The sequence below is a fragment of the Pseudomonas sp. R15(2017) genome (assembly GCF_002112685.1).
Lineage (GTDB): Bacteria > Pseudomonadota > Gammaproteobacteria > Pseudomonadales > Pseudomonadaceae > Aquipseudomonas > Aquipseudomonas glycinae.
Genome location: NZ_NEII01000010.1, coordinates 126,418 through 149,167 on the forward strand (window position 1 = coordinate 126,418; position 22,750 = coordinate 149,167).

The 22,750-nt window shown below is 61.1% G+C and carries 22 protein-coding genes, 1 tRNA gene and 1 riboswitch; of the genes, 7 read left to right on the plus strand and 16 right to left on the minus strand.

Annotated features, from left to right (window positions below; all coding sequences use genetic code 11):
- The first annotated feature begins 75 nt into the window (after positions 1-75).
- The 3 genes from CAF77_RS20715 (at position 76) to CAF77_RS20725 (ending at position 2,278) form a co-directional block, all read left to right on the plus strand.
- On the plus strand, positions 76-1,425 hold the full coding sequence (locus tag CAF77_RS20715) for a bifunctional diguanylate cyclase/phosphodiesterase (protein WP_085655534.1): 1,350 nt from the start codon (positions 76-78) through the stop codon (positions 1,423-1,425).
- Between the two features lie 118 nt (positions 1,426-1,543).
- Positions 1,544-1,699: a KGG domain-containing protein gene (locus CAF77_RS20720; RefSeq protein WP_077045875.1), complete on the plus strand. Its 156-nt coding sequence runs from the start codon at positions 1,544-1,546 to the stop codon at positions 1,697-1,699.
- Between the two features lie 75 nt (positions 1,700-1,774).
- The gene (locus CAF77_RS20725) at positions 1,775-2,278 is read left to right on the plus strand and encodes a DUF4142 domain-containing protein (RefSeq protein ID WP_011332869.1); all 504 of its coding nucleotides are present in this window, start codon (positions 1,775-1,777) and stop codon (positions 2,276-2,278) included.
- Positions 2,279-2,327: 49 nt separating this feature from the next.
- On the opposite strand, the gene CAF77_RS20730 is transcribed toward CAF77_RS20725, so the two are convergent.
- A complete protein-coding gene (locus tag CAF77_RS20730) occupies positions 2,328-2,738 on the minus strand; it encodes a low affinity iron permease family protein (protein ID WP_039772727.1) in 411 nt (136 codons plus the stop codon).
- A 211-nt stretch (positions 2,739-2,949) separates the two neighbouring features.
- Between CAF77_RS20730 and tam the strand changes: the two genes are divergently transcribed.
- Positions 2,950-3,720 (plus strand): trans-aconitate 2-methyltransferase, encoded by a 771-nt coding sequence (tam, locus tag CAF77_RS20735; RefSeq protein WP_085655533.1) that lies wholly within the window; start codon positions 2,950-2,952, stop codon positions 3,718-3,720.
- Between the two features lie 42 nt (positions 3,721-3,762).
- Here tam and CAF77_RS20740 read toward each other — a convergent pair whose 3' ends face one another.
- Entirely contained in the window at positions 3,763-4,491 is a 729-nt protein-coding gene (locus tag CAF77_RS20740) for a bifunctional 2-polyprenyl-6-hydroxyphenol methylase/3-demethylubiquinol 3-O-methyltransferase UbiG (protein WP_085655532.1), read from the minus strand.
- A gap of 528 nt (positions 4,492-5,019) precedes the next feature.
- On the opposite strand from CAF77_RS20740, the gene CAF77_RS20745 reads away from it, so the two are divergent.
- Complete coding sequence (locus tag CAF77_RS20745; RefSeq protein WP_085655531.1) at positions 5,020-5,388, plus strand: DUF6124 family protein; 369 nt, start codon at positions 5,020-5,022, stop codon at positions 5,386-5,388.
- A gap of 79 nt (positions 5,389-5,467) precedes the next feature.
- Here the strand turns inward: CAF77_RS20745 and CAF77_RS20750 are convergent, their stop codons facing one another.
- From CAF77_RS20750 to CAF77_RS20815, 14 genes are all read right to left on the minus strand, one after another.
- Positions 5,468-6,727, minus strand: a complete 1,260-nt coding sequence (locus tag CAF77_RS20750; protein ID WP_085655530.1) for a type II toxin-antitoxin system HipA family toxin — start codon at positions 6,725-6,727, stop codon at positions 5,468-5,470.
- Positions 6,720-7,037 (minus strand): helix-turn-helix transcriptional regulator, encoded by a 318-nt coding sequence (locus tag CAF77_RS20755; RefSeq protein WP_064384151.1) that lies wholly within the window; start codon positions 7,035-7,037, stop codon positions 6,720-6,722. The genes CAF77_RS20750 and CAF77_RS20755 overlap by 8 nt, the downstream gene beginning before the upstream one ends.
- A 482-nt stretch (positions 7,038-7,519) precedes the next feature.
- Positions 7,520-7,593, minus strand: a tRNA-Gly gene (locus tag CAF77_RS20760).
- A gap of 170 nt (positions 7,594-7,763) precedes the next feature.
- Positions 7,764-8,648, minus strand: a complete 885-nt coding sequence (locus CAF77_RS20765; protein ID WP_011332879.1) for an alpha/beta fold hydrolase — start codon at positions 8,646-8,648, stop codon at positions 7,764-7,766.
- Positions 8,649-8,964: 316 nt separating this feature from the next.
- Positions 8,965-9,657, minus strand: a complete 693-nt coding sequence (locus CAF77_RS20770; protein WP_011332880.1) for a pseudouridine synthase — start codon at positions 9,655-9,657, stop codon at positions 8,965-8,967.
- Between the two features lie 33 nt (positions 9,658-9,690).
- Positions 9,691-9,921 (minus strand): cysteine-rich CWC family protein, encoded by a 231-nt coding sequence (locus CAF77_RS20775; RefSeq protein WP_085655529.1) that lies wholly within the window; start codon positions 9,919-9,921, stop codon positions 9,691-9,693.
- Entirely contained in the window at positions 9,914-11,401 is a 1,488-nt protein-coding gene (locus tag CAF77_RS20780; protein WP_085655528.1) for a sensor domain-containing diguanylate cyclase, read from the minus strand. Before CAF77_RS20780 ends, CAF77_RS20775 begins: the two co-directional genes overlap by 8 nt.
- A gap of 168 nt (positions 11,402-11,569) precedes the next feature.
- A complete protein-coding gene (gene atzF / locus CAF77_RS20785) occupies positions 11,570-13,342 on the minus strand; it encodes an allophanate hydrolase (RefSeq protein ID WP_085655527.1) in 1,773 nt (590 codons plus the stop codon).
- A 24-nt stretch (positions 13,343-13,366) separates the two neighbouring features.
- A complete protein-coding gene (uca, locus tag CAF77_RS20790) occupies positions 13,367-16,999 on the minus strand; it encodes an urea carboxylase (protein ID WP_085655526.1) in 3,633 nt (1,210 codons plus the stop codon).
- A gap of 279 nt (positions 17,000-17,278) precedes the next feature.
- Positions 17,279-17,920: an urea amidolyase associated protein UAAP2 gene (locus tag CAF77_RS20795; RefSeq protein ID WP_085655525.1), complete on the minus strand. Its 642-nt coding sequence runs from the start codon at positions 17,918-17,920 to the stop codon at positions 17,279-17,281.
- 11 nt (positions 17,921-17,931) lie between these two features.
- Positions 17,932-18,657 (minus strand): urea amidolyase associated protein UAAP1, encoded by a 726-nt coding sequence (locus CAF77_RS20800; RefSeq protein WP_085655524.1) that lies wholly within the window; start codon positions 18,655-18,657, stop codon positions 17,932-17,934.
- A 13-nt stretch (positions 18,658-18,670) separates the two neighbouring features.
- Positions 18,671-19,459, minus strand: coding sequence for an ABC transporter ATP-binding protein (locus tag CAF77_RS20805; protein WP_085655523.1), 789 nt, complete (start codon positions 19,457-19,459; stop codon positions 18,671-18,673).
- Positions 19,456-20,271, minus strand: coding sequence for an ABC transporter permease (locus CAF77_RS20810; RefSeq protein ID WP_085655522.1), 816 nt, complete (start codon positions 20,269-20,271; stop codon positions 19,456-19,458). Before CAF77_RS20810 ends, CAF77_RS20805 begins: the two co-directional genes overlap by 4 nt.
- An 18-nt stretch (positions 20,272-20,289) precedes the next feature.
- The gene (locus tag CAF77_RS20815; protein ID WP_085655521.1) at positions 20,290-21,357 is read right to left on the minus strand and encodes a putative urea ABC transporter substrate-binding protein; all 1,068 of its coding nucleotides are present in this window, start codon (positions 21,355-21,357) and stop codon (positions 20,290-20,292) included.
- Between the two features lie 63 nt (positions 21,358-21,420).
- Positions 21,421-21,521: riboswitch (guanidine-I (ykkC/yxkD leader) on the minus strand.
- A 284-nt stretch (positions 21,522-21,805) separates the two neighbouring features.
- On the opposite strand from CAF77_RS20815, the gene CAF77_RS20825 reads away from it, so the two are divergent.
- Positions 21,806-22,069, plus strand: a complete 264-nt coding sequence (locus tag CAF77_RS20825) for a hypothetical protein (RefSeq protein ID WP_064383076.1) — start codon at positions 21,806-21,808, stop codon at positions 22,067-22,069.
- Between the two features lie 178 nt (positions 22,070-22,247).
- Positions 22,248-22,649: a hypothetical protein gene (locus tag CAF77_RS20830; protein ID WP_085655520.1), complete on the plus strand. Its 402-nt coding sequence runs from the start codon at positions 22,248-22,250 to the stop codon at positions 22,647-22,649.
- The last annotated feature ends 101 nt before the right edge of the window (positions 22,650-22,750 follow it).

The following is a 22,750-nucleotide window of genomic DNA, read 5'->3' on the forward strand; positions in this document are numbered from 1 at the left end:
ACATTCGCTGGGATGCGAGGTCGAGGTCATGGATGGTTGAACAGTGCTGCATTGCCCGGACACCCACGCTGAACCATGGAAAGCCGAAATTCTGCGCCATTGGCGAGTTACATCGATCTGTTGCTGGACGCCGTTTGTGCGGTAGACAAACAAGGTCGCTTCGTTTTTGTCAGTGCGGCCTGCGAGCGGATTCTCGGCTACACGCCTGACGAACTGATCGGCCAGTCGATGATCGACTACGTCTACCCGGCCGACCGTGAGCGCACCCTGGCCGCCGCGAGCGACATCATGGGCGGCGAGCCCAAGCACAATTTCGAAAACCGCTACGTGCGCAAGGACGGCAGCGTCGTGCACATCCTGTGGTCGGCGCGCTGGTCGGAAGTCGATCAACTGCGCATCGCCGTGGCCCGGGACATCACCGAACGCAAACTCGCCGAATCCCGTCAGGCGGCGTTGTACGCGATCTCCGAAGCGGCGCACGCGGCGGAGGATCTGCTGGCGCTGTTCAAGCGCATCCACCTGATCATCGGCGAGTGGCTGCCGGCGCTGAACTTCTCCGTGGCGCTGTACGACGAACATTGCGCGCAGCTGAATTTTCCCTATCACGTCGACGATGACGAGTTGCAACCGGAACAACCCGGCACCGTCACCGGGCGTCTGTGTGCGGAAGTGATCCGCAGCCGTCAGCCAATCCTCCTGACCCCGGATTGCCCTCACGCGCCGCCGGAGTTCGCCGCGCTGGTGGCCGGCCAGCAATCGCCGTGCTGGCTGGGCGTGCCGCTGAGTTCGAAAGACCGCACCATCGGCGCGCTGATCGTCAAAAGCCTGGCCGGCGGCGAGCGTTACACCGAGCGCGATAAGGAACTGCTGCAATACGTCTGCGCCCAGGTCGCCACCGCCATCGAACGCCAGCAACTGCACGCCCGCCTGCGGCGCATGGCGCAATATGACCAACTGACCCAGTTGCCCAACCGCGAACTGCTGCGCGACCGGCTCAAGGCTGCGCTGAACCATGCGCGGGAACAGTCCGGGCACATGGCGCTGCTGTATGTCGATCTGGATCGCTTCAAACAGGTCAACGACACGTTTGGCCATGGGGTCGGCGACATGCTGTTGCAGGCGGTGGCCAACCGGCTCAAGGGCTGCGTGCGCGAGACCGACACCGTGGCGCGGATCGGCGGCGACGAGTTCGTGGTGCTGTTGCACAGCGTCCACGCCGCCGACGATGCCGACAGCGTGGCGGAAAAAATCCGACAGGTACTGGTGCAACCCATGCGCCTGGACGGGCACAACCTGCACATCGAGCCGAGCATCGGCGTGGCCCGTTACCCCGAGCATGGCGATGAGGAACAGCAACTGTTTCGTCACGCCGATCAAGTGATGTACGCCGCCAAACGGCAGAATCATAAAAGGCTGGACAGCTGATCGGCGGGTCACCGTTCGTCGCGGCGACGGCAACTTTTCTAAACCTTTGTCAGTCAGGAAATTCTCAATCTAGGCGGGCACCTGCTCGCTTACGATCAATGCCAAGAGGTAGAGAATCATGCCTAACTCAAGAAACTCGAACTCGGGAAACTTCGCCAACGATCGAACGAAGGCGTCTGAAGCCGGTCGCAAAGGTGGGAAAACCACCACCACGACGGTCGACAAAGAGCCTAAAACCGACATGGGCCGCAAGCCTGCTCAGAAATCGAAGTAGTCGGCGAAGGTTGTTTTGATTGAGAGGCGGGGGCGCAAGCTCCCGCTTGAATCTGCACAGAAGGAGGGCGCGACCATGAGCCGGATGGCCACCCGAGTACGCCACATCAGTTTTGTCAGCCTGCTGGGGTTGTTCGCCAGCAGCGCGTTTGCCCAGTCGCCCGCCGACTTCATCAACGAAGCCTCGGCCAAAGGCATGGCCGACATCGAGGCCAGTCGTCTGGCACACAGCAAGGCCGAGTCCAAAGAGGTCAAGGACTACACCATCCAGGTCATCAACGACCGCACCACCGCCAATCAGCATCTGGCGAAAATCGCCAAGAAACTGGACCTGCCGGTTGCACCCCGCGAAGAAGTCGCCGACAAGGCCAAGACTTTGATGCCGGAGGTCAAAGAGGGCGCCAGCTTCGATCAGGCCTACGCTGCCAGCCAAGTCAAAGCCACCGAAGAAGCCATCGAACAGATCCAGCAGGAAGCGCAAACCACCGACGTGCCGGAGATCAAGGCGTTTGCCGACGAGACCCTGCCAAAACTGCAGAGTCATCTGGAAATGGCCCGAGCCCTTCAGGCCAGTCGCTGAATCCGCAGCAATGAAAACGGCGCTTTTTTAGCGCCGTTTTTTTTGCCTGTCAGCATTCATTCAGATCCTGCTTCGGCTTGCTCTTGTCCCCCAGACCTTCCAGGTCAAACACCTCGTTTTCACCCATCGCCCGGTAATGCCGACGCAACGCTTCCAGCTGCTTGAGATCCAGCGACTCCAGCCCGAGCATCGCGTTCTGCGCCTCCTTGTTCACCCGCAGCAGTTCATCGAGTTTCAAATGCAGGATGTCGGTGTCGCGGTTCTGGGTGTTCTGGATCAGGAACACCATCAGGAACGTGATGATCGTGGTCGAGGTGTTGATGATCAGTTGCCAGGTGTCGTTGTAATCGAAAATCGGCCCGCTCAACCCCCAGAGCCCGATCAGAATCAACGCCCCCATGAACGTCTTGGGGCTGCCGGCCCAGAGGGCGAGCTTCTGGGAGATTTTTGCGAATTTCATGGCTGTGTTCCTTGTGGGGGCGCTTGAAATTCAGACATCGGGGGTGGTGTGAAAATTCTACTTACAGTTTTCTGATCGTGTGGGTACAGCCAAGACTGCGCTCTTGGCTATATCGGACGTACGTAGGGGAAGGCAGCTCAACATGATCGCGGTATCGTGACGGCACTCGCTTTTCCACGTTCCGCCAAAACGTCCAAGACAGGAGAACGCAATGACCTGGTCCGCCAAGCAATACGTCACTTTCGAAGATGAACGCACCCGCCCGGCCCGCGACCTGCTGGCGGCGATTCCCACGGCCGAGGCGCGTTCCGTGGTTGATATCGGGTGTGGCCCCGGCAACTCGACCGAGTTGTTGGTGGAGCGTTTTCCGGGGGCGAAAGTGCAGGGGCTCGACAGTTCGCCGGACATGATCGATGCCGCGCGCAAGCGTCTGCCGCAGTTGCAGTTCGAGGTGGCGGACATCGATAAATGGGCGGATGCAGGGCCATTCGATGTGATCTTTGCCAACGCCGTTTTGCAGTGGGTGCCGGATCACGCGACGTTGTTGCCGGCGCTGGTGGGCAAGTTGGCGCAGGGCGGCACTCTGGCGATTCAGATGCCGGACAACCTCAACGAGCCGTCCCACCGGTTGATGCGTGAAGTGGCGGCCAACGGGCCGTGGGCCAGCAAACTGGCCGGTGCGGCGGGGCAGCGGACCGAGATGGCGGATGCCAGTTCTTATTTCTCGATGCTGCGGCCGCATTGTGCGCGGGTCGATGTGTGGCGCACCACCTATCACCATCAGTTGGCGGGCGGGGCTTCAGGCGTAGTCGAGTGGTTCAAGGGCAGCGGTTTGATTCCGTTCCTCAGTCCGCTGACGGAAGCCGAGCGGGCGGAATATCTGGCGCACTATCTGGCGGAGGTTGCCAAGGCTTATCCGGCGCTGGCGGATGGTTCGGTGTTGTTGCCGTTTCCGCGGTTGTTCATCGTTGCCACACGTTGAAATGAAAAAGGGCCGATTGGATCGGCCCTTTCTTTTTTGCGGTCAGCGCTGTACGGCGACCAGCATCATCATCGGTCGCTCACGCTCTTCAGCGAGGGCGGGTTGCGCAGCCACTTCGGCATCGCTCGGGCCCCATTCATTGACGTGTTGAATCGTGAATCCGGCGTCGATCAGCGCGTTAAGCAGCGTGCCGACCGTACGATGCTGCTTGATCACACCGTCGGCCAGCCAGTTCGTAACTCGCTCGCCTTCCATCTGATAACTGTCCAGTGGCCAGCGCTTGTTGCCTTCGCTGTCGATCAGCCAGCCCGGATTGCGCGGCGCCATGAAGATCGGGTGCTCGATGGAAAACACAAAATGCGCACCGGGTTTAAGTGCCGAATGCAGGTTGGCAAACAGCCCTGAGAGATCCTTGATGTAGTGCAGCGCCAGCGAGCTGTAGGCCAGATCGTAAGTGCATGCAGGCAAGTCGAGGTGTTCCAGGTCGGCACGTTCGTAGCGGATGTTTGCGGCCGAGGTGGTTTCCTTCGCCCGCTCGAGCATTTTCTCCGAGACATCCAGCCCCAGCACTTGGGCAGCTCCGTGTTCGCTGGCCCAGCGGCAGAACCAGCCGTAGCCGCAGCCCAGATCCACCACCTGCAAACCGTGCAGGGAGGGCAACAAGGCTTTCAGCGCCGGCCATTCCGGCGCAGCATCGAGGCCGCCGATGGAGCGGGTCATCTGGCTGTAGCCGTGGAAAAATTCGGGGTCGTCGTAGATGTTCTGGGTCATGGATTGCTGCTCTTTTGAATTTGATTTGGGTGGCTCGCAGGCCACGGTTTTGAATCCCTCGAACGGTGATGGCGCGTATTCGTCGATGGCCGCGCAGGGGGAGGGTGGTGGGCGATGGGGAAATGCTAGCGGGTCGTGGCGAGTGTGAGAACCGGCGGAGTGTTGGGGATCTGTAAACGCGGTTTTTCGATACGGGATGTTTAAAGAGTGGGTTCCGTTCACTGAACCTTCCCACAAGGTTTTCAGGTTGTCCGTCGGAAGTGCGGACTCTAGCCTGTGAGGGTCGCTGATGAATCGGCGATCGGGATTGGAACCCCGGCGACTTCCCAAAAAAGCAAAAGCAGCTTTCATGACGTATGCTTGCCCGCCTTCATGGTGTGCACTCTGTTATGGCGGCTGTGCGCGAGAGACTTCGAGTCTGTCGGGCTTTTGGCTTTTTTCGCCCGGGTTCCAACTCGTGTACAGCTGCCACCTCTTCGATTGGAACCGAGTAGGTCAGCTCCACCTATCGACTAGAAAGAAGCCATTATGAAGAAGCCAACCCCGAATCCCCCCGAAGTCGAAACCGACCCAACATCCCCGTACACCTCAGTCGACTCCAGAAAACTCAACGACGCCGCCAACCGCGCCCTCGATCACTACCTCTGCCCCGGCGCCCATGTCATGGGCACGACCAACCAACCCGACCCGATGTACTTCGCCAACCCGGCCTACGACACCGAATCCCTGCTGGCCAACGCCAGCGAATCACTGGGCTCGGCATCCGAGATGCTCAACAACTTCGCCGCCACCCTAGACCCCGCCCACCGCAGAACCGCGATAGGCATTGCGCAATTGGTGATGCTGGGTGAATTGGCGGTGAATCAGGCGCTGGATCATGTTGAGGTGAAGGACTGAAATGCAGCTGTTCTGGCAGGCATAAAAAAACCGGTCATCGCGACCGGTTTTTTCATTTTGGCGCTTTGGCAGAGCAATCTCAGCGAAGTCGCTCGACGTTTTCATCGATTCGTTTCTGGATAGTCTGCAACGTGTCCTGAGTGATGACGCCGGGGTACATCGTTTCTGCCATGGTCGCGAACTGATCAGCCACCTCGCAGAATCGGTTGATGATGCCGTCGGCCGTTTCAGCCGATACTTCCGCTTCCTCTGCAAGGTCGAGCATGGCTTTTCGTCCGATCTCCAATGCTTCGCCCATAACGTCCATCTGGTGGTATCCGCCGGGACCCTCACAGAAGGTCACATCGTAGGCGGGCGCCAGCGTCCATTGGCCCGATTTAGACATGATGTAGGCGAAGTTCTTCGGGTGGTCATCGCGGTTGTTGAACGCGACGTTGAAGATTACACGCTCAAACGCGAGCGCTTTCTCTCGTACGTCATTGGTGCAGAGATGGGTCGCACGCAAGAAGTTGACGTAGTCCAGCGCACCGGCATTCTGGAAGTCGGCGGCAGTGAAGGCCGCGAGACTTTGCATCGGCACGCGTAAGTCGTCTTCGCGATCAAAGCGTCTGGTAGCAAACGCTGCCAGCCCGTTCGGCAGGCTGAAGTACTGAGTTTCAGGTGTCTTTATTCCACACATCCGCAAGCATTCGGCGTAGACCATTTCGATGGCACATACCTCGGGGTGCTCCTGCCGGGCGGGAAACTTGACCAGCCAGGCCTCGAAGCCTGATCTGGCTATGGTGGTAAAGATGCCTGTTCTCGGATCGCGATAGACCAAGGCTTTTGGTCTGGCACCCTGCGGAGATCCACCCACCAGCAACAGCTGTTGCAAGAACTCGCCACCCTCACCCTTGAGGACTTCCTGCACCTCGGCAGCCAGCAGATCAATGGAGACCTCAACTTGCGGCTCCAGCGCCTCGGGTGCCACCGGCTCGAATGACATTGCGCCCATGGCATTGTTGCCGATGTAAGCGAGGCGCTCGAGTGGGCCGATGCGTGCGGAATTAAGGCCGCGCCGCTTGAACAAGCGATCCATCAGCAGCATGCCCCAGCCATCCGGCAGCGCATCGTAGACCGGTCCAGGCAAACCCAATTGATGGAGCGGAAAGTCCCGCCGTAACTTGGGGCCTTCCAATGGAAGTCTGTACGCCGACAATTCCAGGCCTCTGTTCTTTGCCTCGTCGCTGTACTCGAACACGATCAGTGGGCGACCGGTGATAGCCGTCGTGGAAACGAGCGTGCCCCACCGCCAGTGTTCACCCCAGCCATCGTAGTAGACGTCCACTTGTTCAAGCATTTCCTGATTTCCTTTTTATGCGCTGACGCCTGGAGCTGTCTTCGTAACGAAGGATGTCGTCCAGGCTGTCCAGTTTTGGCAAGAACAGGTCTTCGATTTCCTGGACGCGCCCCACAACCATGGCCACTCGGACTACGGTTTCGAAACTGACATTCCGCCCGGCTTCAAGGTTGGCCACCGTATTGGTGCCGACACCGGCGCGAGCAGCCACATCGGCTTGCGTCATCTGCAGGGCTATCCGCTCTGTGCGCAGGCGTTGGCAGAGCCGTTTGACGATCTCGCTTGGTTTGCTGAGGCTTAATTCCAGCATGGTGTGCCTTATGTCGCATAAAGGTCGGTTAATACCCAAAATTATAGAGTTAACCTTCATTGCGTCAAATCAGTTAACTCCATTTTGATATGGGTTAACTGCGATTAATGCTGATAAACCACAATTGTGCAGAATTAAATTGTCGGTGTTCAAACCGCTTCAGCTTGGCTTTACGTTGAGCACTCCATCGAAACCATTGCAATCGCATACCCTTGATCGTCTCTGGCCGAGAAGCAGCCGGGAAGAAATGCGGATATCTCCCTTGAAGCCGAACGCTTCGATAACAAGCGCTCACGACATGAGTGACTGACTGTCAGGAGCGTAAGCGCAGACGGGGGGAATTCAATCAACGTGTTGTTTCTGAATGGTTCAAGGCTGGCTTGCTCGCTGCCAAATCCGAGGCATAAAAAAACCGGCCCTGCAGGCCGGTTTTTCTGTTTGCGCATCCCCCGTCAAACCACAACGCAGGACATAAATTCGATTGGAGCGGGTGAAGGGAATCGAACCCTCGTTATCAGCTTGGGAAGCTGGAGTAATGCCATTATACGACACCCGCTCAGAGCGGCTGACTTTGTACCAGACTCGGCCACGGATTTGAAGTTTTCTTTGCACGCGAACTACGGAAAGTCCAGAAACAGAGCCGAAACCGGTCAATCGCGGGCAAGCGCTGCGGGCTGGAGGACGGCTGAATCTCAGCCTCGCAGGCTTGCTCGCGACGACACTGTTTCAAATGGCCAATGCATGGTGATCCTGGACAAACTGGTAACGCGTTCGGCTGGCCTGTTGCGCCGGTTTCAGGAAACCGAGCAGGGCGTTCTGGCTGTCCCGGCAGGCGGATTTGTGTTCCATGTCGAGGAAGTGCCCGGTGGCCTGCAGGGTGGTGAAGGTGCTCTGCGCGACGTGGTTGCCGAACAGGCGCGCATCTTCGGCGGCGGTGTATTCGTCCCATTCGCCGTTCAGGAACAGCACCGGTACGTTGATTTTCTTCGCCGCGTTCAAATAGCACTGACGATCGCTGTGCAGCACGTCGTTGATGTGGAAATGCATCTGCCCGTATTCGTGCTCGGCCAGGCTGCTGACGTGGCGATAGTTGAAGCGCTTGAACAGCGACGGCAGGTGTTTGCCGATGGTGTCGTTGACGAGGTGCCCGACCCGATCGCCGTCGCGTTTGCCGAGGCATTCGACACCGCGTTCGAGGTAATCAAGCATGTGTGCATTGATCACCGGGGAGAACGAGCTGATCACGGCTTTTTCGATGCGCCGAGGCTGATGCGCGAGGGCGACCATGGTCGCGGCGCCACCCCAGGAGAACGACAGCACGTGTTCGGCCGCGAAGTGATCGATCAGCTCCAGCAGGATCAGACCTTCGACTTCTTTCGTCAGATGTTTCTCGTGGCGGTTGTGGACTTTCGACTTGCCCGCGTAGGGCTGGTCGTAGCAAACCACGTTGAATTGCGGGTGCAGATTTTTCACGGTTTGTGCAAACGACGCAGTCGTGGCCATCGAGCCGTTGACCAGGATGATGGTCTTTTCTGCGGCGTCTGCGCGATAGAACTCCGTGTAAACCCGATACTGACCCTGTATATCCAGCACAGCGATTTCTGGCCTCATGTCATAAGACTCCTGGCAAGCAAGCGGGTATGCGCGCAAATGAGATTGCACGAGCTTTGTGACAGGTAGGCATATGCCTGGAATTTTGTGGCCCATGTCGATCCGATACGGCAGGTCGACGGGTGTTGTTATTGGCGGGCAGTCTGTCGGCTGAGGCGCAGCCCTTGAGGGCTGTCTACCGACAAAAAGTTTCTTGGATGTTATGTGTGACTCATCGGTCACAATTTGGCCGACGACCTGATTCAAGCAGGGGGATCCGGATCGCGCAAGTGCCGTTGGTAAATTGTTCGACAACTTCTGCTGAGCGGTCGGCTGCTTAGAACAAATGAATCTCTTCGGTGCGCAAAGCGCGGTACTCGCCCGGTTTTAGCGCGTGATCCAGCGCCAGCGGGCCCATGGATTCGCGGTGCAGGCGCAGCACTTTGTTGTTGAAATGGCCGAACATGCGCTTCACCTGATGGTAACGACCTTCGACGATGCTCAACCGCGCCGTTCGCGGGCCGAGCACTTGCAGCTGCGCCGGTTGGGTGGTCAGGTCTTCGAAGGCGAAGTAGATCCCTTCAGCGAACTTGATCGCATATTCCGGGCCGATCTCCTGTTCGGTCTCGACGTAATAGACCTTCGGCAGTTTGGTCTGCGGCTGGGTCAGGCGCCGCGACCAGCTGCCGTCGTTGGTGATCAGCATCAGCCCGGTGGTGTTGAAATCCAGACGCCCGGCGATGTGCAGGTCATCCTTGTCCGGTTCGTGGATCAGGTCGAGCACGGTCGGATGTTCGGGATCGCGGGTGGCGCTGACGCAGCCCTGCGGTTTGTTCAGCATGAAGTAGCGCGCCGGTTTGCCGGGTTGCAGCACTTCGTCGTCGACCTCCACGCGGCTGAACTCCAGGACTTCGCTGTGGGGATCGCTGACGACTTTTCCGTCAATGCGCACGCGCTTTTCCACCAGCAACAGGCGAACCTGTTTACGGTTGTAGCGGGGCAGGTTACTCAGGAAACGGTCGACGCGCATGATCAGGAATTGGCAGGAAGCGGGGCGCGCATCTTACGGGATCGACCGCCCGGCCGCTTGCAGTTGCGCCTCGACCTGAGCGCAGCGTGGGCACAGGCAGGACTTGTCGCGCAGTTCCGCCGGCAGGGCTTCGAGCACTGCCGGGTCGATGGAAACACCGTAGCACCAGCAGGCACGGTCGGCGGTGCGCGGGTCGGCCAGGGTGCAGTCGTTGCGGGCGCCGCAGGCCGGGCAGAGGTCAGGTGTGTTCTTGGCGTCAGGCATAGGTCGAGTGAGGCATTTCCACGCAGGTGCGGTTACGGCCGGTCTGTTTGGCCCGGTACATCGCATGATCGGCCCGGGACAGCAGACTGTGCAAGGTGTCATCCGGTTGCAGGGTGGTGGCGCCGATGCTGACGGTCAGATTCAGGGTGTGACCGTTGTAGGCATATTCATGCTGTTCGACGTGCTGGCGGATCTTCTCGGCAATCTTCTGACCGGTCTCGCCGTCGGTGTCCTTCAGCAGCACGATAAATTCCTCACCGCCCCAACGGCAGACAATGTCGGAATGCCGCAGACAACTTTGCAGGTCCCGGGCGAATCCGATCAGCACCTGATCGCCGGCCATGTGCCCGTAGGTGTCGTTCAAAACCTTGAAGTGATCCAGATCCAGCAGCAGCGCGGTCAGCGGTTTCGGCTCACGGTGCGCTTCGTGCAGCGCTTGCACGGCGAGCAGGTCGAAGCCGCGGCGGTTGGGAAGTTCGGTGAGGCTGTCGAGGGTGGCCTGAGCGTGGATCTTGTCCTGATAGCGCTTGATCAATCGATTGACCAGCGCCAGCACGATCAGCGTCACCAGCAGGCAGATCAGCAGGTTGAGATAGAGCGACTGGCGGATTTCACTCAGCGCGCCGTCTTCGCGTTTGTCGACGAACAAGTACCAGTTCAGCTCTGGAATAAACCGCACGTTGAGGAAATGCCCCTGGCCGTGGGTGGAATATTCGTAGCTGCCGCTGTGGGGTTTGGGCAGCTGGCTGACCAGGCTTTTCATGCTGTCGAGGTCGGTCAGGCTTTTCCCGACCCGCGCCCCTTCCGGCCCGCCCTCGGCGCCGGTCAGCACCAGTCGGCCGAAGGTGTCGACGAAGTACACACTGCGTTGATAGCGCTGCTGATACTTGTCGATTAGCTTGATCACCGCGTCCACCGTCAGCCCCACGCCAGCGGCGCCGATGAAGCGATTGTTGTAGTCGTAGACCTTGTAGTTGATGAAGAACGTCATGTTGTCTTTGTTGGCCAGATCCGGGTCGACATTGATCTCGTATGGATCCTTCATGTCGCGCACACGAAAGTACCAGGCGTCGCGCGGCTCGTCGATTTTCACCTGCTTTAGCACACCTTTGGCGTGGTAGTAAGTGTGGGTGCTGTTGGAGACGAAAAACGCGGTGTAGGCGCCGTAGTGGGTCATGACCTCGTCGAGGTAGCGGGTCATCTGGTCGCTGTCTTTCTCGCCGTTCACCACCCAGTCGCGCATGAAGGTGTCGCGGGACATCATCGAAGAAATAAGGATCGGTCTGACCAGGTCTTTCTGGATTTCCGAATAGACCGTGTCGGAGGTTAGCGGCAGTTCGGTGTTGACGATGTTGTCGCGGATCGACGCCCGCGAGGCGTAGTAGCTGAGCAGCGAGGTGGCGAGAAAACCTGCGCCGAGCAGGGCGACGAGGGTCAGTACCAGCGAACGTTGGGAGTGAAACGCAGATCTGAGCGGCATTGGCAATTCCGTTGACAGTGACCCGATGGGCAGCATTCTAGTGGCACGGCGGGGAAAAGACTGCGGGATTTGTGCCTGAAATGCGGGGGGATCAGCCGGGCAGGGGTGTCTGGAGAATGGCTCACTCATCCAGCCCCCTCCCGGAACGAGAGGGGGCCGCTGTTCGGATCAGTTTCCGGTTTGCAGATACGCTCGCCACCCACCCAAATGGCTGATGTCGGTTGCACCTTCCAGGCCGTAGGGTTCGCAGATGAATCCGCTTTCCCAGCGGCCATCCGCCAGTTGTACCTTGCCCAGACCCAGCGGCGCCGGGATGCCGGTCAGGAACGAGCCCAGCTCACGGCTCGGCAACTCCCAGACTTCCACTGCGATGGCCACGCCGCCTTCGGCCACGCGCAGCATGCCCGGGCGCAACGGCGGGCCGCCGGCCAGGGCATAGAGTTTGTAGTTCTTCGAGCTGTAGGTGGCCTCGATCAGGCGTGCGCCGCGTTGCCGCAACTGCCAGTTCAGGGCCAGTCCGTCCAGATGCGCACCGCAGACCACCAGTCGTGCACGGTCATGGCGCGCCGGGTTGTTCGGCGTCGGCAGCGCGGGATCCTGCTGGCGCTGCAAGGCATCGGCCACGCCCAGCAGATACTGATCGGTGAACGCTCGGCCAAACAGCGTTACACCCCACGGCAGCCCGTTGGCCATGAAACCGCTGGGCACGGCGACGGCAGCGTAATCGAGCAGGTTCATGAAGTTGGTGTAGTAGCCCAGTTCGGAATTGCGCAGCACCGGTTCGGCGTCGAGTTCCGCCAGCGTCACCGGACGACCGATGGTGGGCGTGAGCACGCAGTCGAGTCCTTCCAGTGCTTTATCGCAAACGGCTTTCAGCGCTTGCAGGCGATATTGCGCGCGGAACGTCTGCACGCCGCTGACGGCCGGTGCTTTGGCCAGCACCGCGCGGATCACCGGCAGCACTGCTTCGGGATTTTCTTCCATCAACTCGCCGGCCACGCTGTAGCGCTCGGCCACCCACGGCCCTTCATAGAGCAACCGCGCCGCTTCGAGGAACGGCGACAGGTCCAGTTCGACCGCTTCACCGCCCAGAGCTTTCAGACGGTCGATGGCATCGCCGAACAGCCGCGGGCCTTCCTCACAGCCGAAAAACGCCAGGTCTCGCGCACGCGGTACACCGAAGCGAAACGGCCGTGGCGCGCCGAACGCGGTGCCGTCGTTCCATGACGGATTGCTGCGGCTGTATTCGTCCCTCGGATCGAGGCGCGCGGTCAGCGCCAGCAGCTGACTGGCTTCCCGGGCCGTTGCGGTGAACGTGGTGACGCAGTCCAGCGTGCGACAGGCCGGCAGCACGCCGGCGGTGGAAATCAGGCCTTTGCTGGCCTTCAGTCCCACCAGATTGTTCAACGCCGCCGGCACCCGGCCGGAGCCGGCGGTGTCGGTGCCCAACGCGAAACTGGCTACACCGAGCGCCACGGCCAATGACGAACCGGCGCTGGAGCCGCCCGACGGATACTCCGGCAACACGCTGTTCGGGCAGGCGCCGTAAGGCGAACGGCTGCCGTTGAGGCCGGTGGCGAACTGGTCGAGGTTGGTCTTGCCCAGCGGAATCGCGCCCAGCGCCAGCAGCTGCTCGACGATGGTCGCCGAACGCTCCGGTACGTAGGCGAACGCCGGGCATGCAGCGGTGGTCGGGACACCGGCCAGATCAATGTTGTCCTTGATCGCAAACGGCACGCCATACAACGGCAGGCTGTCGAGATCGCGACCGTCGAGGGCGGCCAGATACGGCTCCAGTTCTTCGGCGCTGAGCAGATGGATGAACAGGTGATAGTCCGGGTTCAGCGCAGCGGCTTTTTCCCGCAACGCCAACAGCAATTGCCGGGGTGTGGTGTCGCCATTGCGGTAGGCCTGGCGCAGGGCATCGAGTTGCAGATTCATGGGTTGATCCTTTGGCAAATGGTTTCAGTCGAGTTCCAGCACCACGACCCGTTGTCCGGCACGCACCGCCGATCCCGGCTGCACGCGAATGTCCTGCACCACCCCGGCCATGGGCGCGAGCACGGGGATTTCCATCTTCATCGACTCCAGAATCACCAGCACATCACCGGCCGCCACGCGGCTGCCGACCTCGACCTGCACCTGCCAGAGATTGCCGGCAATGTGGCTGTCGATACTCTGCTGGCCGCTGGTCAGCGGTGTGTCTTCGCTGCTGCCCGGCACGGCTTCTTCGCTGTCGAAGTGCGCCTGGCCACTGGCGATCCAACGTTCGCGCTCAGCCTGGAAGGCACCCTGTTGCTGCGTTCGGAAGGCGTCGATGGTCTCGGCTTCGCGTTGCAGAAAGGCCTGGTAGTCGGCGAGGTTGAGCTGGCTCTGTTCGATGTTCAGGTCGAAACGCCCGAGGGGAAAATCCCGGCGGATACGCAGCAGTTCTTCGGCGCTGACCGGGTAGAAACGGATCTGATCGAAAAACCGCAGCAGCCACGGTTTGCCGTCGAACGCGGCGACTTCGCGATAGCGGTTCCACATCTGCAAGGTGCGCCCGACAAACTGGTAACCGCCGGGGCCTTCCATGCCGTACACGCACATGTAGGCGCCGCCGATGCCCACCGAGTTCTCGGCGGTCCAGGTGCGCGCCGGGTTGTATTTGGTGGTCACCAGCCGATGGCGCGGGTCGAGCGGGGTGGCGACCGGCGCACCGAGGTAGACGTCACCCAGGCCCATCACCAGATAGCTGGCATCGAACACCGTGCGCTGCACCTCGTCGAGATTCGGCAGGTCGTTGATGCGGCGGATGAACTCCAGATTGCTCGGGCACCACGGCGCGTCCTTGCGCACGGTGGTCATGTATTTCTCGATCGCCAACTGGCAGGCCGGATCGTCCCAGGACAGCGGCAGATGGACGATGCGCGACGGTACTTGCAAGTCCTGGGCGGCGCACACCGCATCCCATTCACCGGCGACGATGCCGAGCAGATCGGCCAGCGGCAATTGTTCGGGCTGGTAGTGGATCTGCAGCGAACGAATGCCCGGTGTCAGGTCGATCACGCCGTGCAGGTTTTTGCCTTCCAGCGCCTGCATCAGGGCATGGGCGCGAAAGCGCAGGACCAGATCCAGTTCCGGCGCACCTATTTCCAGCAGCAGATGGGTATCGCCGGACACACGGCCGACCAGCCGCTTGTCGTCCTGACCCAATTCCAGAACCACAGGCGAAACCAGGGCCTGTGGGAGCGGGCTTGCCAGCGATGAAGTTGACGCGGTGTCTGCTCGGGCCCCATCGCTGGCAAGCCAGCTCCCACAGGTGTCCCATTTGAGGGCGAGATCGCGTGCGGTCTTGAGATCGACGGGCACGAACTGCACTTTGTCCCCGGCCTTGAGTTGACCCAGTTGCCACAGATCGGCCTCGATCACCGTCACCGGGCACACGAAACCGCCAAGGCTCGGGCCATCCGGGCCGAGGATTACTGGCATGTCGCCGGTGAAGTCCACCGCACCGATGGCGTAGGGATTGTCGTGGATGTTCGACGGATGCAGCCCGGCCTCGCCGCCGTCGGCGCGCACCCATTCCGGTTTCGGCCCGATCAGGCGCACGCCGGTGCGGCTGGAGTTGAAATGCACTTCCCATTGCGTGGCGAAAAAGGTGCCGATGTAGTTTTCAGTGAAGTATTCAGGCGCGCCATGGGGGCCGTAGATGACGCGGATCCGGCGCACGGCAGGTAATTCGCTGACCTGATGGGGTGCCAGGGTCTGCCCGGCGCTTCGGTCGCTCAGTGGGGCCAGGTGCAGCACGTCCCCGGCACGCAGGGCTCGCCCGCCATGACCGCCGAACTGACCGAGGGTGAAGGTGCTTTTGCTGCCCAGATAGTCCGGCACCTGCAGGCCGCCGCGCAGGCACAGGTAGCTGCGGGCGCCGGCGTCGAGCAAACCGCCGAGATGTAACTGGCTGCCCGCTTCAATCAACAGCGCGGTGTTCATCGGCACCGCTTCGCCGTCGAGGGTCAGCGCCAACGGTGCTCCGGTCACCGCTACCACCGCGTCGCAATTGAAGCGCAGCAGCGGCCCGTTCATGGTGATTTCCAGTGCCGCCGCGCCTTCGGCATTGCCCAGCAAGCGATTGCCCAGACGCAACGCGCGACTGTCCATCGGCCCCGAGGGTGGCACGCCGACCGCCCAGTAACCGAGACGACCGGGGTAGTCCTGGACGCTGGTCTGGGTGCCGGCGCTCAGCACTTCAAACGTGTTGGCCCGGTACACCAGACCTTCCAGGCAACGGGTCCAGGGCTGACCGCTGGCAAACGGCGTATCTAGCAGAATCTGCCGCAGGTAATCGCGGTTGGTTTCCACGCCGTACAGCAGGCTGTCGCCGAGGGCCTGGTGCAGTTCGGCGCGGGCCTGTTCGCGGGTTGGCGCCCAACTGATGACTTTGGCGATCATCGGATCGAAGTAGGGCGGGATCTCGCAGCCAGCCTCGACCCAGGTGTCGATGCGCAGTTGAATACCGTTGGCCGCAGGAAATTCCACAGCGGTCAGCAGCCCTGGGCTCGGCTGGAAATCGCGCCCCGGATCCTCCGCGTACAGTCGCGCCTGAATCGCGTGGCCGTCCGGTTTCAGGCCCTCAAACAATGTGCTCAGCGGCGGCAGATCTCCCGCCGCCAGTTCAATCATCCAGCGCACCAGATCAACGCCCCACACCTGTTCGGTGACGCCGTGCTCAACCTGCAACCGGGTGTTCACTTCCAGAAAATAGAAGCGCTGCGCATCGCTGTCGAAAACGAATTCGACGGTGCCGGCGCTGCGGTAATTCACTGCTTTGGCCAGTTTGATCGCCGCCGCGCACAGCTCATCCGCCATGCCGTCGGGCAGGTTCGGTGCCGGGGTTTCCTCGAGGACTTTCTGATTGCGCCGCTGCACCGAGCAGTCGCGCACGCCAAGGGCGATCACTTCGCCATGGCCGTCGCCGAACACCTGGACTTCCAGATGCCGCGCACGCTGGATGTACTTCTCGATGAACACCCCGGCGTCGCTGAAATTGTTCTGGCCGAGACGCTTCACCGCCTCGAACGACTCGCTCAGTTCGCTGGCGTTACGGCACACGCGCATGCCGATGCCACCGCCCCCAGCGGTGCTTTTGAGCATCACCGGATAACCGACCTGCGCGCCGGCAATCAGCGCGGCGTCGAGGCTGTCGAGCAGTTCGGTGCCTTCGAGCATCGGCACGCCGTGCTGTTTGGCCAGGGCCCGTGCAGTGTGCTTGAGGCCGAACACCCGCAGTTGTTCCGGTGTCGGGCCGATGAAGGCAATGCCGTGGTTGGCGCAGGCTTCGGCGAACGCGGCGTTTTCCGAGAGGAACCCGTAGCCTGGGTGGATCGCGGTGGCGCCGCTGGCTTTGGCGATGGCAAGGATTTTTTCGACGGCCAGATAAGTGCCGGCCGCTGCGCCTTCACCGAGGCTGTGGGCTTCGTCCGCTTGCAGGATGTGCAGGCTGGCGGCATCGGCTTCGGAGTACACCGCGACGCCTTCAACGTGCAGTTCACGCAAGGTGCGCAGGATGCGGCAGGCAATCGCGCCACGGTTGGCAATCAGGACTTTTTTGAACATGGCAAAACCCCTGAAGGGGATGCGGGCCGTCCCGCAGTTTTTCGATGAGCGCCGGGGTCGTCCCCGACGGCAAAATCACAATTCGAAAGTCACCATTGACCTTGTGGGAGCGGGCTTGCCCGCGATGGCGGTGTGTCAGTCATCATCAATGTTGGCTGTGCCGACGCCATCGCTGGCAAGCCAGCTCCCACAGGGTTCAGGGGTGTTTTGGGGATTTCAGACACTGGCCGGAACGGGCCTGGCACAGGGCGAAAAGCCAACGGCGCAGACGGACGAATGTCAGTTCCATACCAGTAACTCCGCAGGCGTCGGGTTGTAGGCGTTGCACGGGTTGTTCAGTTGAGGGCAATTGGAGATCAGCACGATCACGTCCATCTCGGCGCGCAGGTCGACGTACTTGCCCGGCGCGGAGATCCCGTCCTCGAAGGTCAGGCCGCCGTCGGCGGTCACCGGTACGTTCATGAAGAAATTGATGTTCGGCCCGATATCACCTTTGCTCAGGCGCCCGTCGTGGGCACAGGCGCGCAGGTAATTGTCGCGGCAGCTGTGCATGTAGCGTTTTTCCAGGGCGTAGCGCACGGTGTTGCTCTCCTGCGCGCAGGCGCCGCCGAGGGTGTCGTGGCGGCCGCAGGTGTCGGCGATGATCGTCAGCATCGGGTTGCCAAGGTTGGAATACAAAACGCTGCCGGTGCTCAGGTAAACGCTGTTCTGGCGGCGCAATGTGCGTTGCACGTCATAGCGTTCACGGGGATTGGCGAGGCTGTAGAACAGCGTATCGACCGCCTGATTGCCTTCCAGGTCGAGGATGCGCAGGGTCTGGCCGGCCTTGACCTCCATCAGCCAGGGTTCGCCGGCAGGAATGGTGGCGCGGTACACCGCGGTGTCGGGTTGTTTTTGCGAAGTGGCGATAGCAACTGACATGGCGATGATCCTCAGGCAAACAAACGGTCGGTGTTGATAAATCCGCGCTCGTTCTCCGGGCGCGAGATACGGCAGTGCTCGGCGACGCTGGCGTCGGCGTTCATCCAGCTCAGCTTCAACGGTTTTGGCGCGTAGTCGGGCGACGGGTCCATCGGGTGTTGCAGGGCAGTGAGGACGACGAGGGTGTCCATCGGTGCGTACAGCTCGATGTGATCGCCGGCCTTCGAATGGCCTTCGACGAAATGGAAGCGCCCGGTTTCATCGACGTTGACCCGGCTGAACAGGTTGAGGGTCATCAGCAGGTCGGACAGGCCCAGGCCCCACTTGCCCAGTTCCACCAGCAGGTTGTCGGTGCCGTTGCGAAAGAAGCCGTTGCGCAGTTCCTGATAGCGGCCCTGGCCGTATTTTTCCGCGACCTCTTCAGCGCACAGCACGCCGCCGAGGCTGTCGCTCCAGCCACAAGTGTCTGCGGTGATTGCCGCCAGCACCCGGCCCATGTCCGAGTACAGGCAATGGCCTGCGGTCAGCTTGGCGGTGTGTTGGCACTTGAGGCTGTCGGGCAGGTTCAGGCGCTCGGTTTTCTCGTTGGCGTTGAGCAGGGTCAGGCTGACGTTGGCCCCACCGCGCAGGTCGGTCAGGCGCAGCAGCTGGCCGCGTTTCAGGACGAAGGAACGGTGGCCGCCACCGGGCAGGGTTTCCTCGGCGAAGGGTGGAAACAGTTGGGTCGAATCAGTCATGGGAGCAGTCCTCTCAGGCAATACGAAGCGTGCCGGCCAGCTCGGCGGGCAGGGCGTCGACGGCGGCGCGTTGGGCGCGTCGGTCACTGTTCAAAGGGATGTCGTAGGTGATGCGGGCGCCATAGGCGCCGGGGGCGTGCGGGTCGAGGCGGACCTTGTCGAACACCAGCAAACGGGTGCCGAGGCTGAAACCTTCGGACAGGTCGTGGGTGACCATGAACACCGTCAGTTGCGTCTCGCGCCACAGCTCCAGCAGCAGCGCGTGCATGTCCTTGCGAATGCCCGGATCGAGCGCACCGAACGGTTCGTCGAGCAGCAACACTCGCGGCTTCATGATCAACGCCTGGGCGATCGCCAACCGCTGTTGCATGCCGCCGGACAGTTGCGCCGGGTACTTGTCCAGCGCATGGCCGAGGCCGACTTTGTGCAGCAGCGCCCAGGCCTGTTCGCGGGCGTCCCGTTTGGCGCCGCCGAACAGACGTCCAAGCAGTGGCGCGCGAGGCAGTTCGAGGCCGAGGGCGACGTTGTCCAGTACGCTCAGGTGTGGGAACACCGAGTAGCGCTGGAACACCACGCCACGGCTCGCATCCGGCTCGCGCGCCAGTGGCTGACCGTCGAGCAGAATCTCGCCGCGACTGGCGGTTTCCTGACCCAGCAGCAGGCGCAGGAAGGTCGACTTGCCGCAGCCCGAGGCACCGACCAGCGTGCAGAACTCGCCCTCGTTGACGCTGAGGTTCAAGCCTTCCAGCACCACCTGGTCGGCGTATTGCTGCCAGACGTTTTTCACCGTGATGAAGCTCATTTGGCGGCCCCCTCATACCAGGGGAATGCCCGACGGGTCAGGTATTTGAGAGCCCAATCCATCAGCCAGGCAAGCAGGGTGATCCAGACCACGTACGGCAGGATCACGTCCATCGCCAGGTAACGGCGCACGAGGAAAATCCGGTAGCCCAGACCGTCGGTGGAGGCGATGGCTTCGGCGGCGATCAGGAACAGCCACGCCGAACCGAGCATCAGCCGCAGCGAGATCAGCAGGCGCGGCAACAGTTGCGGCAGAACCACACGCAGCATCAATGTCCAGGTCGAGGCGCCGAGGGTCTGGGCCTTGATCAGCAGTTCGACGGGGATGTCCCGCGCGCGCTGTTCCAGATCACGGGCCAGGGCCGGGGTGATACCGATCACGATCAGCATCACTTTCGACAGCTCGCCGAGGCCGAAGACGATGAACAGAATCGGCAGGATCGCCAGTGGCGGCACCATCGACAACACCGTCAGCAATGGCGAGAGCGGTGCGCCGAACAGCGGCAGGGTGCCGGCCGCCATGCCCAGGCACAACCCGGCCAGCGCCGCGATGCCGAGGCCGGTGGCCAGGCGTTGCAGGCTCGACGCGGTGTCCTGCCAGAGCAGGTATTCACCGGTGCGGCTGTCGGCGTTGAAGGCCAGGCGTTTCACCGCATCGGTCATCTGCACCGCGCTGGGCAGCAGTTTGTCGTTGGGGTTGTCCGCCAAGCGCTCGGCCGAGCCCATGAAGTAGGCGAACAGCACCAGGGCGAACGGCAGGATCACCAGCAACAGGCGACTCGGGCGATCCGGGTGGCGATTGATCAGGCGCATGGCCAAATCCTCCGTGGCTTACAGCTTGGCGTCGGCGGCCATCTGCACGTAGGTCGGATCGAAACGCAGCTTGAGGTTGCCGGTGTCGCCGCTGGTCACGCCGTTGGCGAACGCCATGCCGACCGCGCTGGTGTCTTTCGCGCCTTCACCGAGCAAACCGTGCTGGAACGAAAACTCGGCGACCCTGCGCATGGTTTCCGGCAGTTGCTTGCTGGTGGCGAACGCCAGGGCTTCTTTCGGTGTGGCGAACAGTTTGGTGGTGTCCAGTTGCGCCTGGAATCCGGCCAGATCGGTACCCGAGGCTTTTGCCATGTGCTCAAGTGCGGCTTTGCCCGCCGCGTTCTTGGCGTTCATCAAGTCGACCACTTCGAACCACGCGCCGGTCAGCGCCTTGCCCAGCGCCGGGTTGTCTTTGAGGGTGGCGCTGTTGACCACCATCATGTCCATGATTTCGCCGGGGATCTGGCTGGAGTTGAAGACTTCGGTCACACCGGGTTTGGCCTTGATGTCCGAGAGCATCGGGTTCCAGGTGGTGACGGCGTTGACCTGCTCGGTGTTGAAGGCGGCGGAAATGTCGGCGTCGGAGGTGTTGACCACTTTCAGGTCTTTCTCGGTCAGGTCCACCGAGTCCAGCGCGCGGGCCAGCAGGTAATGCGAGACCGACAGTTCGACCAGGTTGACGTCCATGCCCTTGAGGTCGGCGACTTTCTTGCCTTCGCCCTTGAGGACGATGCCGTCGTTGCCGTTGGAGAAATCGCTGACGATCAGCGCGGTGCTGTCGACGCCACCGGCGGCCGGAATGGTCAGCGCATCCATGTTGGTCATGGTGCAGCCATCGAACTGACCGGCGGTGTACTGGTTGATCGACTCGACGTAATCGTTGAGTTGCACGACATCAATCTTGATCCCGTACTTCTTCGCCCATTTGTCGACGATGCCCTGGCTGCCGGCGTATTCCCATGGCATCCAGCCGGCATAGATCGTCCAGCAGACGCTGAAGTGGTCTTTCTGCGCGGCGGGGGATTGAGTGCTGATGAGCGCGGCGAACGCGGCGGCGAGCAGGGCGGGCAAACGTAGTCGGGACATGGTGGCTTCTCCAGTTGATCGAGGGCGGACAGGAAGGCAACGCGGCACCGCGAACGGTGGCTTGTCTCCCGGGCTTTTGTCCCGCCGTGTAACCTCAACTGGAGGTCGCCAACTCTCGGACCAGCCACTCGCAGATGCGAGCCGGAACCCTAGTCAGCCATTGCAAATTGTGGTGCCGCGAACCTGTGATGACTCCTGCACGGGTTTGTTAAAGCGAGAGGCGTGCCAAGTTGCGGCGAGCCCTCTGCCACTTGGCTTGCGGGTGGATGGGCCAGGTTGGCGGGTGCAGACGACGCTTTGTGTTGGTGCGCGCTTGCACCGTCATGCAGCGTCCGGTGCCGCTGATCCGATGCCCGTGAGGCGTGGGCACTCGCTGCCGGTCCGCCAGTCAAAACTGTTGTCAGCCGGTCTGTGCCGACTGCTGTCACAGGTCTTTCAGGAGGCCGCCATGCGTATTTCAAAATTGCTGCGTCGGGTGCTGCTGGGAGCAGTGCTCGGTCTAGGGCTGTCCGGTTGTTACTACTACGCCGGCGGTTACGATGTTTACTCCACGCCTTATTACTATCCCGGCTATTACTCGCCCTATTACTACGGTGGTTATTACGGTCCGCGCTACTACGGTGGCGCCCGCTATTACTACGGCGGCCATGGCTATCGCGGCGGTTACGGACGGGGTTATCACGGCGGTGGATACCACGGTGGGCACCACTAATCAGCGGCTGAATGACGGCGTTTCTGCATGAACAAGGTTTCATCAATCACTTGTTTCAAGTTGTTGCAGAAACGCACCGGATGCCGAAATCGCTGTCAGATATCTCGTCAGTCGCCGAATGAAAGACTGACGCCTGCCAGCGTCGCTGGTGTGGCTACCCGCGGTCCAGGAGGCCGCCATGTATCGCCGAATTCTTCTGTTTACCGTGATGCTTTTTTCCCTTGGCGGATGCGTCCCTTATTCCTACGGAGATGGCTACTACAGCTCAGAGGTCTACACATCGCAGGCACCTTCGTATTACAGCGGTGGCACCTATTACAGCGGCGGCAGCACCTACTATTCAGCCCCGCGCTACTACCAGCCAGCCCCGCGCTATTACCAACCGGCGCCCCGTTATTATTCAGCGCCCCGTTACTACCAACCGGCTCCGCGCTACTACGAAAGCCGTCGCTGGCACGACCATGATCGCGGACGCTGGGACGACCACCGTCGCGGTGGCTGGGATGACCGCCGGGGTCGTGGCAATTACGACCGTCACAGTGGACGTGGCGATTACGGCCGACACGGCAACCGCTGGTAACCACCCGCAAAAAAGCGGCGCATTGAGCGCCGCTTTTTTTGTGCCTGTTTTTTTGCAATGCGTGTATCGCACCATCTCCTAGGAGGTTCTCGGAACCCTCC